Source organism: Pseudomonas sp. GW821-FHT05H12, assembly GCF_059419385.1.
Map to the genome: position 1 here is coordinate 61,607 of NZ_JBWKRS010000003.1, position 14,362 is coordinate 75,968.

A 14,362-nucleotide genomic window follows, 5' to 3' on the forward strand; every position below is an offset into this window, starting at 1 on the left:
TTCGCCCCTCCACCGCCACACTAGCGGACATGAAAAATGTCAGCCCGACCTACCTCAAGCACCAATTCCTGATCGCCATGCCCCACATGGCCGACCCGAACTTTGCGCAGACCTTGACCTACATCGTCGAGCACACCGCCAATGGTGCCATGGGGCTGGTGATCAACCGCCCGCAAGAGCTGAACCTGGCGGACATCCTTGAGCAACTGCGCCCGGAAATCGATCCGCCAGCCCGTTGCCAGCATGTACCGATCTACGTTGGCGGGCCGGTGCAGACCGATCGCGGTTTCGTACTGCACCCCACCGGGCCGAAGTTCCAGGCCACGGTCGACCTTGAAGGGGTTTCGCTGTCCACGTCCCAGGACGTGCTGTTCGCCATCGCCGACGGCATAGGCCCCGAACAAAGCGTGATCACCCTGGGTTACGCCGGTTGGGAAGCAGGCCAGCTGGAGGCCGAACTGGCCAGTAATGCCTGGCTGACCTGCCCGTTCGATGCCGAAATCCTGTTCAACACCCCCAGCGAACTGCGCCTGGAAGCAGCGGCGGCCAAGCTGCGGGTCAACCTCAGCCTGCTGACCAGCCAGGCGGGGCACGCCTGATGGCTTTGCGGCTGATTTTAGGGTTTGACTACGGCACCAAACAGATCGGCGTGGCGGTCGGCCAGGTCATTACCGGCCAGGCCCGCGAGCTGTGCACCTTGAAAGCCCAGAACGGCGTGCCGGACTGGAACCAGGTCGAAGCCCTCATTAAAGAGTGGAAGCCCGACGCCGTGGTGGTCGGCCTGCCCTTGAACATGGACGGTACTCCCAGCGACATGTGCCTGCGCGCTGAGAAATTCGCCCGCCGCCTCAACGGCCGCTACAACCTGCCCTTCTATACCCACGACGAACGCCTCACCACCTTTGAAGCCAAGGGTGAACGCCGTGACCGTGGCGGGCAGAAAGGCAGCTACCGCGATAACCCCGTGGACGCCATCGCCGCGGCCTTGTTGTTGCAGGGCTGGCTGGATGAAAACACCGCTTTATTTGAATCCTGACTGACGCGGCTTGCCGCGTCTTTTTACGTTTGAGCCCGGACCCTGCCTGCGGCAAGGTCCTGAAGGAGCCTGCATGAGCCTGCCGAACCCCGCCGAACTGATCAGCCAGATGGCCACAAGCCTCACGGCCCATCTGCAACACCGCAACATCAGCGAGCCGCGCTTCATCGGCATTCGCACCGGCGGTGTGTGGGTGGCCCAGGCGCTGCTGGAAGCGCTGGGCAGCGATTCGTCATTGGGTACCCTCGACGTGTCCTTCTACCGCGATGACTTCAGCCAGAACGGCCTGCACCCGCAAGTGCGCCCTTCTGCCCTGCCGTTCGAGATCGAAGGCCAGCACCTGGTGCTGATCGACGACGTGCTGATGAGCGGCCGCACCATCCGCGCCGCCATGAACGAACTGTTCGACTACGGCCGCCCGGCCAGCGTGACCCTGGTGTGCCTGCTGGACCTGGACGCCGGCGAGTTGCCGATCAGCCCGGATGTGGTCGGCGCCACACTGTCGCTTGCACCCCACCAGCGGGTAAAATTGACCGGTCCTACGCCGCTCGAACTCGAACTGCAAGACCTCGCCCTTTAAACCGCCTTGTAAAGAGTCCCCGCGATGACGCCTCTAGATGCCAAGCGCCCGCTGCAGCTCAATGCTCAGGGCCAGTTGCAACACTTCTTGTCCCTCGACGGTTTGCCCCGCGAACTGCTCACCGAGATCCTCGACACCGCCGACTCGTTCCTCGAAGTCGGTGGCCGGGCGGTGAAAAAGGTCCCGCTGCTGCGCGGCAAGACCATCTGCAACGTGTTCTTCGAGAACTCGACCCGCACCCGCACCACCTTTGAACTGGCGGCCCAGCGGTTGTCAGCCGACGTGATCACGCTGAACGTGTCCACCTCGTCGGCGAGCAAGGGCGAAACCCTGCTCGACACCCTGCGCAACCTGGAAGCCATGGCCGCCGACATGTTCGTGGTGCGCCACGGCGACTCCGGCGCCGCGCACTTCATCGCCGAGCACGTGTGCCCACAGGTGGCGATCATCAACGGCGGCGACGGTCGTCACGCCCACCCGACCCAGGGCATGCTCGACATGCTCACCATCCGTCGGCACAAGGGCAGCTTTGAAAACCTCTCGGTGGCCATCGTCGGCGACATCCTGCACTCGCGGGTAGCACGCTCGAACATGCTGGCCCTGAAGGCCCTGGGCTGCCCGGATATCCGCGTGATCGCACCCAAAACCCTGCTGCCGATCGGCATCGAGCAATACGGCGTGAAGGTCTACACCGACATGGCCGAAGGCCTCAAGGATGTGGACGTGGTGATCATGCTGCGCCTGCAGCGCGAGCGCATGGCTGGCGGCCTGCTGCCGAGCGAGGGCGAGTTCTACCGCCTGTTCGGCCTGACCACTGCGCGCCTGGCCGGCGCCAAGCCGGATGCCATCGTAATGCACCCGGGCCCGATCAACCGTGGGGTGGAGATTGAGTCGGCGGTGGCCGACGGCCCACAGTCGGTGATCCTCAACCAGGTCACCTACGGCATCGCCGTGCGCATGGCCGTACTGTCCATGGCCATGAGCGGGCAAACCGCGCAACGTCAATTCGAGCAGGAGAACGCCCAGTGAAGCTCAGCATTCTCGGCGCCCGAGTCATCGATCCGGCCAGTGGCCTGGATCACGTTACCGATCTGCACATGGAAGCCGGCAAGCTCATCGCCATCGGCGCTGCGCCTGCGGGTTTCAGCGCGATTGAAACCATCGATGCCAAAGGCCTGGTGGCTGCACCCGGCCTGGTCGACCTGAACGTCGCCCTGCGCGAGCCGGGCTACAGCCGCAAAGGCAACATCACCAGCGAAACCCGCGCCGCCGCTGCCGGTGGCGTGACCAGCCTGTGCTGCCCGCCGCACACCAAGCCGATCCTGGACACCTCGGCCGTGACCGAGCTGATCCTCGACCGCGCCCGCGAAGCCGGCAATTGCAAGGTGTTCCCTATCGGCGCCCTGAGCAAAGGCCTGGAAGGCGAACAGCTCGCCGAGCTGATCGCCTTGCGTGACGCCGGGTGCGTGGCCTTCGGCAATGGCCTGGAGAGCTTTCGCAGCACCCGCACGCTGTTGCGCGCCCTGGAATACGCAGCCACCTTCGACCTGACGGTGATCTTCCATTCCCAGGACCGCGACCTGGCCGAAGGCGGCCTGGCCCATGAAGGCGCCGTGGCCAGCTTCCTCGGCTTGCCGGGCATTCCGGAAACCGCCGAGACCGTGGCCCTGGCCCGCGACCTGCTGCTGGTGGAACAAAGCGGCGTGCGCGCGCACTTCAGCCAATTGACCAGCGCACGCGGTGTCGCCCTGATCGCCCAGGCCCAGGCCCGTGGCCTGCCGGTCACGGCGGATGTGGCGCTGTATCAGCTGATTCTGACGGATGAGGCGCTGATCGATTTCTCCAGCCTTTACCACGTGCAGCCGCCTCTGCGCACCCACGCCGACCGCGAAGGTTTGCGCGCGGCGGTGAAGTCGGGGGTGGTTTCGGCGATCTCCAGCCATCACCAGCCGCACGAGCGCGACGCCAAGCTGGCGCCGTTCGGTGCGACTGAGCCGGGGATCAGCAGTGTCGAACTGTTGCTGCCGCTGGCCATGACGCTGGTGGAAGACGGTTTGCTGGACTTGCCGACACTGCTGGCACGCCTGAGTGCAGGCCCGGCCCAGGCTCTGCGCCTGCCGGCGGGCAAGCTGGCGGTGGGTTCGGCAGCCGACTTGGTGCTGTTCGACCTGGGCAGCTCCACGGTTGCCGGGGAGCAGTGGCTGTCCAAGGGTGAAAACTGCCCGTTCATCGGCCATAGCCTGCCGGCGACGGTGCGTTACACGCTGGTAGACGGACGCATCAGCTACCAGGCCTGATAGAACACATCTAATGTGGGTTCGGTCCCTGTGGGAGCTGGCTTGCCTGCGATAGCATCACCTCGGTTGAACTGAAAGACCGAGGTGCCTGCATCGCAGGCAAGCCAGCGCCCACACAAGCCAGCGCCACATTTAAGGGTGTGCAGACTCAGCGGCCGTTATTGCGCTCGGCATTGCGGATCGAAATCTGCGTATTCAGCGTCCAGAAGTCGTACAGCACCCCCACCAGGAACAAGCCACCGGTCAGCAGGTAGATCAGACCAGTAATCCATTTGCCCTGGTACATGCGGTGCACACCGAACACGCCGAGGAACGCCAATAGAATCCAGGCCACGTTGTATTCGATCGGTCCGGCGGTGAAACGCAGGTCCGCTTCACGGTCCATGGCCGGGATGAGGAACAGGTCGATCAGCCAACCGATGCCCAACAAGCCGAAGGTGAAAAACCAGATCGTCCCGGTCACCGGTTTGCCGTAGTAGAAGCGATGGGCACCGGTAAAACCGAAAATCCACAGCAGGTAGCCAATCACCTTGCTATGGGTGTCTGACTGCGAATAATCCTGTCGATAGGTGTTCATGAAGGACCTCTTTTGCCTCGATAGATAAATTTTTTCATTTTCTTTGTGACTTTTTTACGGGCGCCCGACGTACGGCAAATGGTATCTTCCCTCCCCTCAAAGCCTTATGCCACCTGACTTGTGTAGGACAATTGCGGCGATTCGTCGCGTATTTCCTGATTTTGACGTCAACATTCAGTCGACAAACGGCCTGAGAACGACACAAAAAGCTGTTATAAAGTTGCGCGCAAACCTAAAAGAGCCACGCCTAATGCGACCATTTTTCAAGACATGGCTAACCATCTGCCTATTAATGCCACTGGCCGCCCACGCCACCAATCGTGAGCAACGACTTCCGAACGTTAATGGTTTCACCCCTAAAGTCCACAGCACACCGAGCACCGCCAAGTCGGTAAAGCTGACCGTCAACCGCCCGACTCAAGTGAGCAAGGTTCACGGTAAAGCTGTTCACACCGCACTGGCTGCCAGCAACACCAAGCAAAGCAGCAACGTCCTCAGCCGCGCCGTCAACGTGCTCGGTACTCCTTATCGTTGGGGCGGCAGCAGCCCAAGTAAAGGGTTCGACTGCAGTGGTTTGGTGAAATATGCGTTTAACGACGTAAAAGCCGTGGATTTGCCGCGCACTTCCAACGCCATGGCCGCTGGCCACGGGCTGAAGGTTGATCGCAAGGACCTGAAACCCGGTGACCTGTTGTTCTTCAAACTGAAGAGCCGCCAGGTCAACCACGTTGCCATCTACCTGGGCAATGACCGCTTTATCCACGCACCGCGTCGCGGCAAGGCCGTCAGCATCGACACGCTGAAAAAGCCGTTCTGGGACAAGAACTACGTGATTGCCAAGCGTGTATTGCCGAAAGAGCAGAACAACCTGCGCGTCGTTCAGCGCTGATACCTAGCTCCCCATTTGAAATGCAGTCAACTGTGGGAGCTGGCTTGCCTGCGAAAGCGGACTGTCAGGCAATATCTGTGCAAGCTGCCAGACAGCTATCGCAGGCAAGCCAGCTCCCACAGTGATTTTTGTGTCCTTTAGATATCTGCAGGCACCCTCGCCTTCTCCCGCGCGTGCTCCCGGCTGACCACCCCCTCGCTCACCAGCGCCTTCAAGCTCATATCCAGGGTCTTCATCCCCAGCGCCCCGCCTGTCTGGATCGCCGAGACCATCTGCGCCACCTTGTCCTCACGAATCAAATTCCGGATTGCCGGCGTGCCCAGCATGATTTCATGGGCCGCCACGCGCCCGCCGCCGATCTTCTTCACCAGCACCTGAGACACCACCGCCTGCAGCGACTCGGACAGCATCGAGCGCACCATGGTCTTTTCCCCTGCCGGGAACACATCCACCAGCCTGTCCACGGTCTTGGCCGCCGACGTGGTGTGCAGGGTGCCAAACACCAGGTGCCCGGTCTCGGCCGCCGTCAGGGCCAGGCGGATGGTTTCCAGGTCGCGCAGTTCGCCCACCAGGATCACGTCCGGGTCTTCGCGCAACGCCGAGCGCAAGGCCGTCGAGAAGCTGTGGGTGTCCCGATGCACCTGGCGCTGGTTGATCAACGCCGTTTTCGGCCGGTGGATAAATTCGATGGGGTCTTCCAGAGTCAGGATGTGCTGGCGCCGATGCTGATTGAGGTAATCGATCATCGCCGCCAGTGTCGTGGACTTGCCGGACCCGGTAGGCCCGGTGACCAGCACCAGGCCACGCGGTAACTGGGCGATACGCTGGAACACATCGCCCAGTCCCAGGCTTTCCAGGCTCTGGACCTCAGCGGGAATCGTACGAAATACGGCCCCCATGCCACGGTCCTGCTGGAACACGTTCGCGCGGAACCGCCCCACGCCTGGCAGCGCGAAGGCAAAATCCGTTTCAAGAGATGTTTCGAAATCCTTTTGTTGGTATTGGTTGAGCAAAGGGCGCAATAAATCCGCAACGTGCGAGGCTGAAAGCACCGGCCCGTCCAAGGGCCATACCTCGCCATCCACACGCAACATCGGCGCCAGGCCGGCCGACAAATGCAGGTCGGAGGCGCCTCGGCGCACGCTGACCGTCAGCAATTCAGTGATATCCATAGGGCTTTCCATTTCCAGTAGAATGCCGCGGACTCCATATCCACGGGCGCATCTTGAATGTCGACGATAGCAGACAACATAGGCCAGGTTAGCCAGCGCATCCGCGCCGCCGCCGACGCCGTGCAACGTGACGCAAGCAGCATCCACCTGCTGGCCGTGAGCAAGACCAAACCCGCGCAAGCCGTGCGTGAAGCCTATGCCGCCGGGATGCGCGACTTTGGCGAAAACTACCTGCAGGAAGCCTTGGGCAAACAGGCCGAATTAACCGACCTGCCCTTGAGTTGGCACTTCATCGGCCCCATTCAATCGAACAAGACGCGCGCTATCGCCGAGAACTTCGCTTGGGTGCATTCCGTGGACCGCCTCAAAATCGCACAACGCCTGTCCGAACAACGCCCGGCCGACCTGCCGCCGCTGAACATCTGCATCCAGGTCAACGTCAGTGGCGAAGCCAGCAAGTCCGGCTGTACGCCCGCCGACCTGCCGGCGCTGGCCCAGGCGATCAGCGCACTGCCGCGCTTGCAACTGCGGGGCTTGATGGCAATCCCTGAGCCGACGGAAGATCGTGCCGCGCAAGATGCAGCCTTCGCCACGGTGCGTAACCTGCAAGCCAGTTTGAACCTGCCGCTGGACACACTTTCCATGGGCATGAGCCACGACCTTGAGTCGGCCATCGCCCAAGGTGCCACCTGGGTGCGGATCGGTACCGCCCTGTTTGGCGCCCGCGACTACGGCCAGCCTTGAAATGGCTGACTTCCCTCTGAGTAAGGACCTGTCATGAGTAACACGCGTATTGCCTTTATCGGCGCCGGTAACATGGCGGCCAGCCTGATCGGTGGCCTGCGGGCCAAGGGCTTGCAAGCCCAGCAGATCCGCGCCAGCGACCCGGGCGCCGAAACCCGCGCCCGCGTCAGCGCCGAGCACGGCATTGAAACCTTTGCCGACAACGCCGAGGCCATTCAAGGCGTCGACGTGATCGTGCTGGCGGTCAAGCCGCAAGCCATGAAGGCCGTGTGCGAAAGCCTGCGCCCAAGCCTGCTGCCCCATCAACTGGTGGTCTCGATTGCCGCTGGCATCACCTGTGCCAGCATGACTAATTGGCTTGGCGCGCAGCCGATCGTGCGTTGCATGCCCAACACACCTTCGTTGTTGCGCCAGGGTGTGAGTGGCCTGTACGCCACATCCGAAGTCAGCGCCGAGCAGCGTGGCCAGGCTCAGGAACTGCTGTCTGCCGTGGGCATCGCGCTGTGGCTGGAACAGGAACAGCAACTGGACGCCGTCACCGCCGTGTCAGGCAGCGGCCCGGCGTATTTCTTCCTGCTGATCGAAGCCATGACCGCCGCCGGCGTGAAACTGGGCCTGCCGCAGGACATTTCCAAGCAACTGGCCGAACAAACGGCCCTGGGCGCCGCGAAGATGGCGGTGACCAGCGACGTGGACGCCGCCGAACTGCGCCGCCGCGTGACCTCCCCGGGCGGTACCACGCAGGCTGCCATCGAATCGTTCCAGGCCGGGGGCTTTGAAGCCCTGGTGGAAAAAGCACTGGGTGCTGCAGCACATCGTTCGGCCGAGATGGCCGAGCAGCTGGGCAAATAGTCGTCCCCTACAAGGAATCAAACATGCTTGGAATCAATGACGCTGCCATTTTCATCATCCAGACCCTGGGCAGCCTGTACCTGCTGATCGTGCTGATGCGCTTTATCCTGCAACTGGTGCGGGCGAACTTCTACAACCCGCTGTGCCAGTTCGTGGTGAAGGCCACCCAGCCGCTGCTCAAGCCACTGCGCCGGGTTGTGCCGAGCATGTTCGGCCTGGACATGTCGTCGCTGGTGCTGGCACTGCTGCTGCAAATCCTGCTGTTTGCGGTGATCCTGCTGCTCAACGGCTACCAGGCCAACACCGTGCTGCTGTTGCCGTGGGGCCTGATCGGCATTTTCTCGCTGTTTTTGAAGATCATCTTCTGGTCGATGATCATCAGCGTGATCCTCTCGTGGGTCGCTCCCGGCAGCCGCAGCCCGGGCGCCGAGCTGGTGTACCAGATCACCGAGCCGGTGCTGGCGCCGTTCCGTCGCTTGATCCCCAACCTGGGCGGCCTGGATATCTCGCCGATCTTTGCATTCATCGCGATCCAGCTGCTGCAAAGCTGGGTGATCCCGCGCCTGGCCTACTACGCGTTCATGCCTAAGGAATTGTTCGGCCTGATCTGACAAGCCTCCTGTGTGAGCTGGCTTGTGTGGGAGCTGGCTTGCCTGCGATAGCATCACCGCGGTGCATCTGAAAGACCGAGGTGCCTGTATCGCAGGCAAGCCAGCTCCCACACAGCCAGCCCCCACATTTTGTATCTGTGCCCTGATTTGAATCCGTGCAGGCCTTTGCTTGCCGCTGGCCCCCCCGCTCTTTAGACTTACGCCTCATTTAAACGAGAGCAGGGTCGATGCCAGCTGCCTTCCCCCCCGATTCTGTTGGACTGGTCGCGCCCCAAATGGCGCACTTCAGCGAACCGCTGGCCCTGGCCTGCGGCCGGTCGCTGCCAGCCTACGACCTGATCTACGAAACCTACGGCCAATTGAACGCTACAGCGAGCAATGCCGTGCTGATCTGCCACGCCCTGTCCGGCCATCATCACGCCGCAGGCTATCACTCGGCCGACGAGCGCAAGCCCGGCTGGTGGGACAGCTGCATCGGCCCCGGCAAGCCCATCGACACCAACAAGTTCTTTGTGGTCAGCCTGAACAACCTCGGCGGCTGCAACGGCTCCACCGGCCCGAGCAGCCTCAACCCGGAAACCGGCAAGCCATTCGGCGCGGACTTCCCGGTGCTCACCGTGGAAGACTGGGTGCACAGCCAGGCGCGCCTGGCCGACCTGCTGGGCATCAGCCAGTGGGCCGCCGTGATCGGCGGCAGCCTGGGCGGCATGCAGGCCCTGCAATGGACCATCACCTACCCGGATCGCGTGCGCCATTGCCTGGCCATCGCTTCGGCCCCCAAATTGTCGGCGCAGAACATCGCCTTCAACGAAGTGGCGCGCCAGGCCATCCTCACCGACCCTGAGTTCCACGGCGGTTCGTTCCAGGAAGCCGGTGTGATCCCCAAGCGCGGCCTGATGCTGGCGCGGATGGTCGGGCATATCACCTACCTGTCCGATGACTCCATGGGCGAGAAATTCGGCCGTGGCCTCAAGAGCGAAAAGCTCAACTACGACTTCCACAGCGTCGAGTTCCAGGTGGAAAGCTACCTGCGTTATCAGGGCGAGGAGTTCTCCGGGCGTTTCGACGCCAACACCTACCTGTTGATGACCAAGGCCCTGGACTACTTCGACCCTGCAGCCAACCACGACGATGACCTGGCGAAAACCTTCGAAGGCGCCACGGCCAAGTTCTGCGTGATGTCGTTCACCACCGACTGGCGCTTCTCGCCGGCGCGCTCCCGCGAGCTGGTGGATGCCTTGATGGCGGCGCGCAAAGACGTCTGCTACCTGGAGATCGACGCACCGCAGGGCCACGACGCCTTCCTGATTCCGATCCCGCGCTACCTGCAGGCGTTCGGCAACTACATGAACCGGATTACTGTGTGAGAACGCCATGAGAGCCGACCTGGAAATCATCCAAGACTGGATCCCCGCCGGCAGCCGCGTGCTCGACCTGGGCTGCGGCGATGGCGAACTGCTGAGCTGGCTGCGCGACAACAAGCAAGTCACCGGCTACGGCCTGGAAAACGACCCGGACAACATCGCCCAGTGCGTGGCCAAGGGCATCAACGTGATCGAGCAGGACCTGGACAAGGGCCTGGGCAACTTTGCCAGCAACAGCTTCGACATCGTGGTGATGACCCAGGCCCTGCAGGCGGTGCACTACCCGGACCGCATCCTCGACGAGATGCTGCGCGTAGGCCGCCAGTGCATCATCACCTTCCCCAACTTCGGCCACTGGCGCTGCCGCTGGTACCTGGCCACCAAGGGCCGCATGCCGGTGTCGGACTTCCTGCCGTACACGTGGTACAACACGCCGAACATCCACTTCTGCACCTTCGAAGACTTCGAAGCCTTGTGTGGCGAGCGTGAAGCCAAGGTGATCAACCGCCTTGCCGTCGATCAACAGCACCGCCATGGCTGGGCGAGTAAGCTGTGGCCTAATCTGTTGGGAGAAATCGGCATTTACCGGGTCAGCAGCCCTGGCCTGACCGACCACAAGATTGCCGTCTAATCATTTTCAAGAGGGACGCTCATGAGTCGTTTGGCTGTTTTTCTATTGACCGCACTGCTTGGCGCCAACGCCATGGCCGCCGACGTTATCGACCCTAACCGCACGAAGGAATTCGGCGATATCACCGTGCGTTACAACACCTTCACCTCCAGCTTTCTGCAGCCGGAAACCGCCCAGGCCGTTGGCGTGGTGCGCAGCAAGAACAAGGGCCTGATCAACGTGTCCGTGTTCAAGGGCGTGACCCCGGTGGTGGCGCAAGTGACCGGCACCATCAAGGACTCGCTCGGCAAAAGCGAAGTGCTGACCTTCAAGCAGATCACCGAAAAAGGCGTGACCAACTACCTCGCGCCCTACTCGGTGCCGCAGCAGGAATTCAAGACTTTCACCATCAATGTTGAAACCGGCGGCAAAGCCCACGGCTTCAGTTTTGTCCAAGAACTCTTCCCGGCCGAATGATGAAACTCACCCAACTCGTACTGGCCAGCCATAACGCCGGCAAACTCAAAGAACTGCAAGCCATGCTCGGTGAGTCCGTGCAGCTGCGCTCGATTGGCGAGTTCAGCCAGGTGGAACCGGAAGAGACCGGCCTGTCGTTCGTCGAAAACGCCATCCTCAAGGCTCGCAATGCCGCACGCATCTCCGGCCTGCCCGCATTGGCCGACGACTCGGGCCTGGCGGTGGATTTCCTCGGCGGCGCCCCGGGCATCTATTCGGCGCGTTATGCCGACGGCAAGGGCGATGCGGCCAACAACGCCAAGCTGCTGGACGCCCTCAAGGACGTGCCGGACGCCGAGCGCGGCGCGCAGTTCGTCTGCGTGCTGGCCCTGGTGCGCCACGCCGACGACCCGTTGCCGATCCTGTGTGAAGGCCTGTGGCACGGGCGCATCCTGCATGCGGCCAGCGGTGAGCATGGCTTTGGCTACGACCCGCTGTTCTGGGTGCCGGAGCGCAATGTCTCCAGCGCCGAACTGAGCCCCGCCGACAAGAACCAGATCAGCCACCGTGCTCGCGCAATGGATTTGCTGCGCCAACGCCTGAGCCTGAAATGACCCAGAACACCTCCGCGCAGCCGCTGATCCACGGCGGCGCGCAAACTCCTCGGGCGGCGCTGCCGGTGCTGCCGCCCCTGGCGCTGTATATCCACATCCCGTGGTGCGTGCGCAAATGCCCCTATTGCGACTTCAACTCCCACACCGCCAGCAAGGTGCTGCCGGAAGAAGAGTATGTGGACGCGCTGCTGGCCGACCTCGACCAGGACCTGCACGCGGTGTATGGCCGCGAGCTGAGTTCGATCTTCTTTGGTGGCGGCACCCCGAGCCTGTTCAGCGCTGCGGCGCTGGGCCGTTTGCTTAAGGGTGTGGAAGCACGCATCCCGTTTGCCAGCGATATCGAGATCACCCTGGAAGCCAACCCCGGCACCTTCGAACAAGAGAAGTTCGTGGCGTACCGCCAACTGGGGATCAATCGGCTGTCCATTGGCATCCAGAGTTTTCAGCAGCAGAAGCTTGAGGCCCTGGGGCGCATCCACAACGGCGACGAAGCCGTGCGTGCGGCCGGCATGGCGCGCGAGGCCGGCTTCGATAACTTCAACCTGGACTTGATGCATGGTTTGCCCGATCAGTCCCTGGACGACGCCCTGAGCGACCTGCGCCAGGCGATCGCGCTCAAGCCGACGCACTTGTCGTGGTACCAGCTGACCCTGGAACCCAACACGGTGTTCTGGAACCAGCCACCGGCGCTGCCGGAAGACGACACCTTGTGGGATATCCAGGAAGCGGGTCAGGCGCTGCTCGCCGAGCACGGCTATGCGCAATACGAAGTGTCGGCCTACGCCCAACCGGGTCGCCCGGCACGGCATAACCTGAACTACTGGAGTTTTGGCGACTTCATCGGCATCGGCGCGGGCGCCCATGGCAAGCTCAGCCACCCGGACGGGCGCATCGTGCGCACCTGGAAGACACGCGCACCGAAGGACTACCTCAACCCGGCCAAAAGCTTTCAGGCCGGTGCGAAAGAGCTGACGAACGAGGAGCTGCCGTTCGAGTTCCTGATGAACGCCTTGCGCCTCACCGAAGGTGTGGACGCCAAGCTATACGCCGAGCGCACCGGGCTGGACCTGGCGAGCCTGGATGAAGGCCGCCGCCAGGCCGAACAAAGTGGCTTGATGCAGGTCGAACCGTCACGCTTGGCGGCGACCGACCGCGGGCAACTCTTTCTCAATGACCTGCTGCAGAAGTTTTTGAGCTGACGCTCTTAAGGAAATCACATGGATTTGGTACTCGACCTGCTCGCCACCGTATCCCGCTGGAGCCGTAGCAACCTGTCGGAAATCTCCCTGGCCCTTGTGGGCTGCCTGCTGGTGCTGTTCGGCGCCGACATCAAAGGTTGGGTGGAAGCCCGCCTGGGCAGCGTCGCCGGCGCCTTGCGCGTGCCGCTGATGGCGCTGCTGTGCATGATCGGCAGCGGCGCGGCGCTGATCTACGCCACGCCGTGGATTGTGCGGGGCTTGAGCCAGTTCAATAACTACAGCCTGGCACCGGTGTTAGTCGTGGTGCTGGTATTGATTGGCGTAGTCGCCGACCGCCGCTGACTTAAGGCCCGACACAAATCAACTGTAGGAGCCGGCTTGCCGGCGATGGCGGTGTGTCAGGCAGTTCATTGGCCGCCTATAGACCGCTATCGCTGGCACGCCAGCGCCTACAGGGGTGCGTTTTGGGCTGGCCGATTTTTTGAATTTCAGCGACACAGGTCACTGACCAGCGTTAAACGAAGCATCCCTATTTGGACGCCGGCCCTCCAAACGCTTTCTCGTAATACTCTTTAAGCGTCATCGGGTCTTTGCAGCCCAACGCCAGCGCTTGGTTCAGATAGGTCAGGTTGAGGCTGTCGGGCATACCTTTTTCGTTCATTCGAGTTGCGGCCAGTATGTAGTAGGCGTCGGCTCGGTACTGGTCATAGGTCAGCATTCGCGCACTGGCCTGCGCCTGCTGGTTGGCTACGGTCCACTCCTCCTTGATCTCAGCCAGACGATCTTTCTCGAAACAGAGCGAGCGCTGTGTGTACAAAGGGTAATAGCCCTGAAACCCATCAGCGCGCAGGAGCATCTGCTTAAGATCCTCCAGATACTTCACATGGCCTGGGTCAAGAAAATTAAGGCGCATGTAAGTCTGGTCGCATTGGTAGTAATAACCTACCGCGGCTGCCAACAGGCCTTGATCCATTGCCCTGTGCATCGGTTCGCAGACCTGTTTGCGCTCGGCGTCCGACATCCCGAACCGACTTTGCATATTGGCCAGCATGTAAGTCGCTACCGTATGCCCACCGTCGGAAGCCATCTTCAGGTCGCTTTGCAACGCAGCTATCTTATCCTTACCTTCTTTGGCCAACTCAGCCGAGACCTTGGGATCCAGTTTGCCACTGGCTTCCAGAGGCAGGTTTTCCTCAATCAACACGCGCAGTTGTTCCGCTTTCTTTTGAGCACGCTCAAAGTAGTCGTCCGGAGAAATCACTGGAAGGGAGGCGGTCGTGGTGGCGAATACTGCCGCAGACAGCAGACTCAGCAGCAACAAGCAGGGGAACGTAAATTTCAAACCCTTGTATTCCTTTACA

18 protein-coding genes are annotated in these 14,362 nt (G+C 61.7%); 15 read left to right on the forward strand and 3 right to left on the reverse strand.

From position 1 onward, the window contains the following. The first annotated feature begins 29 nt into the window (after nucleotides 1-29). The 5 genes from AC07SU_RS03550 to AC07SU_RS03570 all read left to right on the forward strand — a co-directional run bounded on the left by AC07SU_RS03550 (nucleotide 30) and on the right by AC07SU_RS03570 (nucleotide 3,913). Nucleotides 30-599 (forward strand): YqgE/AlgH family protein, encoded by a 570-nt coding sequence (locus AC07SU_RS03550; protein WP_176996760.1) that lies wholly within the window; start codon nucleotides 30-32, stop codon nucleotides 597-599. Continuing rightward, nucleotides 599-1,036, forward strand: coding sequence for a Holliday junction resolvase RuvX (gene ruvX, locus AC07SU_RS03555; RefSeq protein WP_003195067.1), 438 nt, complete (start codon nucleotides 599-601; stop codon nucleotides 1,034-1,036). The genes AC07SU_RS03550 and ruvX overlap by 1 nt, the downstream gene beginning before the upstream one ends. Before the next feature lie 73 nt (nucleotides 1,037-1,109). Further along, a complete protein-coding gene (gene pyrR, locus AC07SU_RS03560; RefSeq protein WP_494996224.1) occupies nucleotides 1,110-1,616 on the forward strand; it encodes a bifunctional pyr operon transcriptional regulator/uracil phosphoribosyltransferase PyrR in 507 nt (168 codons plus the stop codon). A gap of 24 nt (nucleotides 1,617-1,640) precedes the next feature. Continuing rightward, nucleotides 1,641-2,645: an aspartate carbamoyltransferase catalytic subunit gene (locus AC07SU_RS03565; RefSeq protein ID WP_010207224.1), complete on the forward strand. Its 1,005-nt coding sequence runs from the start codon at nucleotides 1,641-1,643 to the stop codon at nucleotides 2,643-2,645. After that, nucleotides 2,642-3,913, forward strand: coding sequence for a dihydroorotase (locus tag AC07SU_RS03570; RefSeq protein WP_176996763.1), 1,272 nt, complete (start codon nucleotides 2,642-2,644; stop codon nucleotides 3,911-3,913). The genes AC07SU_RS03565 and AC07SU_RS03570 overlap by 4 nt, the downstream gene beginning before the upstream one ends. A gap of 148 nt (nucleotides 3,914-4,061) precedes the next feature. Here the strand turns inward: AC07SU_RS03570 and AC07SU_RS03575 are convergent, their stop codons facing one another. Further along, nucleotides 4,062-4,490 (reverse strand): NINE protein, encoded by a 429-nt coding sequence (locus AC07SU_RS03575; protein WP_494996225.1) that lies wholly within the window; start codon nucleotides 4,488-4,490, stop codon nucleotides 4,062-4,064. A 250-nt stretch (nucleotides 4,491-4,740) separates the two neighbouring features. Here AC07SU_RS03575 and AC07SU_RS03580 point away from each other — a divergent pair, with 250 nt between their 5' ends. Further along, the gene (locus tag AC07SU_RS03580; RefSeq protein ID WP_259172546.1) at nucleotides 4,741-5,379 is read left to right on the forward strand and encodes a C40 family peptidase; all 639 of its coding nucleotides are present in this window, start codon (nucleotides 4,741-4,743) and stop codon (nucleotides 5,377-5,379) included. A 137-nt stretch (nucleotides 5,380-5,516) separates the two neighbouring features. On the opposite strand, the gene AC07SU_RS03585 is transcribed toward AC07SU_RS03580, so the two are convergent. Further along, entirely contained in the window at nucleotides 5,517-6,551 is a 1,035-nt protein-coding gene (locus AC07SU_RS03585) for a type IV pilus twitching motility protein PilT (RefSeq protein ID WP_494996226.1), read from the reverse strand. A gap of 57 nt (nucleotides 6,552-6,608) precedes the next feature. Between AC07SU_RS03585 and AC07SU_RS03590 the strand changes: the two genes are divergently transcribed. From AC07SU_RS03590 to AC07SU_RS03630, 9 genes are all read left to right on the forward strand, one after another. Further along, complete coding sequence (locus AC07SU_RS03590) at nucleotides 6,609-7,295, forward strand: YggS family pyridoxal phosphate-dependent enzyme (protein ID WP_494996227.1); 687 nt, start codon at nucleotides 6,609-6,611, stop codon at nucleotides 7,293-7,295. Nucleotides 7,296-7,328: 33 nt separating this feature from the next. Beyond that, complete coding sequence (proC, locus tag AC07SU_RS03595; RefSeq protein ID WP_494996228.1) at nucleotides 7,329-8,147, forward strand: pyrroline-5-carboxylate reductase; 819 nt, start codon at nucleotides 7,329-7,331, stop codon at nucleotides 8,145-8,147. Between the two features lie 23 nt (nucleotides 8,148-8,170). Further along, nucleotides 8,171-8,758 (forward strand): YggT family protein, encoded by a 588-nt coding sequence (locus AC07SU_RS03600; protein WP_494996229.1) that lies wholly within the window; start codon nucleotides 8,171-8,173, stop codon nucleotides 8,756-8,758. Nucleotides 8,759-8,985: 227 nt separating this feature from the next. After that, entirely contained in the window at nucleotides 8,986-10,125 is a 1,140-nt protein-coding gene (gene metX, locus AC07SU_RS03605; RefSeq protein ID WP_494996230.1) for a homoserine O-succinyltransferase MetX, read from the forward strand. Between the two features lie 7 nt (nucleotides 10,126-10,132). Further along, nucleotides 10,133-10,753 (forward strand): methionine biosynthesis protein MetW, encoded by a 621-nt coding sequence (gene metW / locus AC07SU_RS03610; RefSeq protein WP_016972957.1) that lies wholly within the window; start codon nucleotides 10,133-10,135, stop codon nucleotides 10,751-10,753. A gap of 21 nt (nucleotides 10,754-10,774) precedes the next feature. Then, a complete protein-coding gene (locus AC07SU_RS03615; RefSeq protein ID WP_159960660.1) occupies nucleotides 10,775-11,209 on the forward strand; it encodes a DUF4426 domain-containing protein in 435 nt (144 codons plus the stop codon). Continuing rightward, nucleotides 11,206-11,802 (forward strand): RdgB/HAM1 family non-canonical purine NTP pyrophosphatase, encoded by a 597-nt coding sequence (gene rdgB, locus AC07SU_RS03620; RefSeq protein ID WP_176996771.1) that lies wholly within the window; start codon nucleotides 11,206-11,208, stop codon nucleotides 11,800-11,802. The genes AC07SU_RS03615 and rdgB overlap by 4 nt, the downstream gene beginning before the upstream one ends. Beyond that, the gene (gene hemW / locus AC07SU_RS03625) at nucleotides 11,799-13,001 is read left to right on the forward strand and encodes a radical SAM family heme chaperone HemW (RefSeq protein ID WP_494996231.1); all 1,203 of its coding nucleotides are present in this window, start codon (nucleotides 11,799-11,801) and stop codon (nucleotides 12,999-13,001) included. The genes rdgB and hemW overlap by 4 nt, the downstream gene beginning before the upstream one ends. An 18-nt stretch (nucleotides 13,002-13,019) precedes the next feature. Further along, entirely contained in the window at nucleotides 13,020-13,343 is a 324-nt protein-coding gene (locus AC07SU_RS03630; protein ID WP_010207241.1) for a DUF3392 domain-containing protein, read from the forward strand. A 187-nt stretch (nucleotides 13,344-13,530) separates the two neighbouring features. Here AC07SU_RS03630 and AC07SU_RS03635 read toward each other — a convergent pair whose 3' ends face one another. Further along, on the reverse strand, nucleotides 13,531-14,343 hold the full coding sequence (locus AC07SU_RS03635) for a hypothetical protein (RefSeq protein WP_494996232.1): 813 nt from the start codon (nucleotides 14,341-14,343) through the stop codon (nucleotides 13,531-13,533). Between the last annotated feature and the right edge of the window lie 19 nt (nucleotides 14,344-14,362).

Bases quoted from the DNA above. Each gene is read 5' to 3' on its own strand.
- AC07SU_RS03575 (WP_494996225.1), bottom strand. From the start codon at position 4,490: ATGAACACCTATCGACAGGATTATTCGCAGTCAGACACCCATAGCAAG.
- AC07SU_RS03585 (WP_494996226.1), bottom strand. From the start codon at position 6,551: ATGGATATCACTGAATTGCTGACGGTCAGCGTGCGCCGAGGCGCCTCC.
- AC07SU_RS03630 (WP_010207241.1), top strand. From the start codon at position 13,020: ATGGATTTGGTACTCGACCTGCTCGCCACCGTATCCCGCTGGAGCCGT.
- AC07SU_RS03590 (WP_494996227.1), top strand. From the start codon at position 6,609: ATGTCGACGATAGCAGACAACATAGGCCAGGTTAGCCAGCGCATCCGC.
- metW (WP_016972957.1), top strand. From the start codon at position 10,133: ATGAGAGCCGACCTGGAAATCATCCAAGACTGGATCCCCGCCGGCAGC.
- AC07SU_RS03615 (WP_159960660.1), top strand. From the start codon at position 10,775: ATGAGTCGTTTGGCTGTTTTTCTATTGACCGCACTGCTTGGCGCCAAC.
- metX (WP_494996230.1), top strand. From the start codon at position 8,986: ATGCCAGCTGCCTTCCCCCCCGATTCTGTTGGACTGGTCGCGCCCCAA.
- rdgB (WP_176996771.1), top strand. From the start codon at position 11,206: ATGATGAAACTCACCCAACTCGTACTGGCCAGCCATAACGCCGGCAAA.
- AC07SU_RS03565 (WP_010207224.1), top strand. From the start codon at position 1,641: ATGACGCCTCTAGATGCCAAGCGCCCGCTGCAGCTCAATGCTCAGGGC.
- hemW (WP_494996231.1), top strand. From the start codon at position 11,799: ATGACCCAGAACACCTCCGCGCAGCCGCTGATCCACGGCGGCGCGCAA.
- AC07SU_RS03580 (WP_259172546.1), top strand. From the start codon at position 4,741: ATGCGACCATTTTTCAAGACATGGCTAACCATCTGCCTATTAATGCCA.
- ruvX (WP_003195067.1), top strand. From the start codon at position 599: ATGGCTTTGCGGCTGATTTTAGGGTTTGACTACGGCACCAAACAGATC.
- pyrR (WP_494996224.1), top strand. From the start codon at position 1,110: ATGAGCCTGCCGAACCCCGCCGAACTGATCAGCCAGATGGCCACAAGC.
- AC07SU_RS03550 (WP_176996760.1), top strand. From the start codon at position 30: ATGAAAAATGTCAGCCCGACCTACCTCAAGCACCAATTCCTGATCGCC.
- AC07SU_RS03600 (WP_494996229.1), top strand. From the start codon at position 8,171: ATGCTTGGAATCAATGACGCTGCCATTTTCATCATCCAGACCCTGGGC.
- proC (WP_494996228.1), top strand. From the start codon at position 7,329: ATGAGTAACACGCGTATTGCCTTTATCGGCGCCGGTAACATGGCGGCC.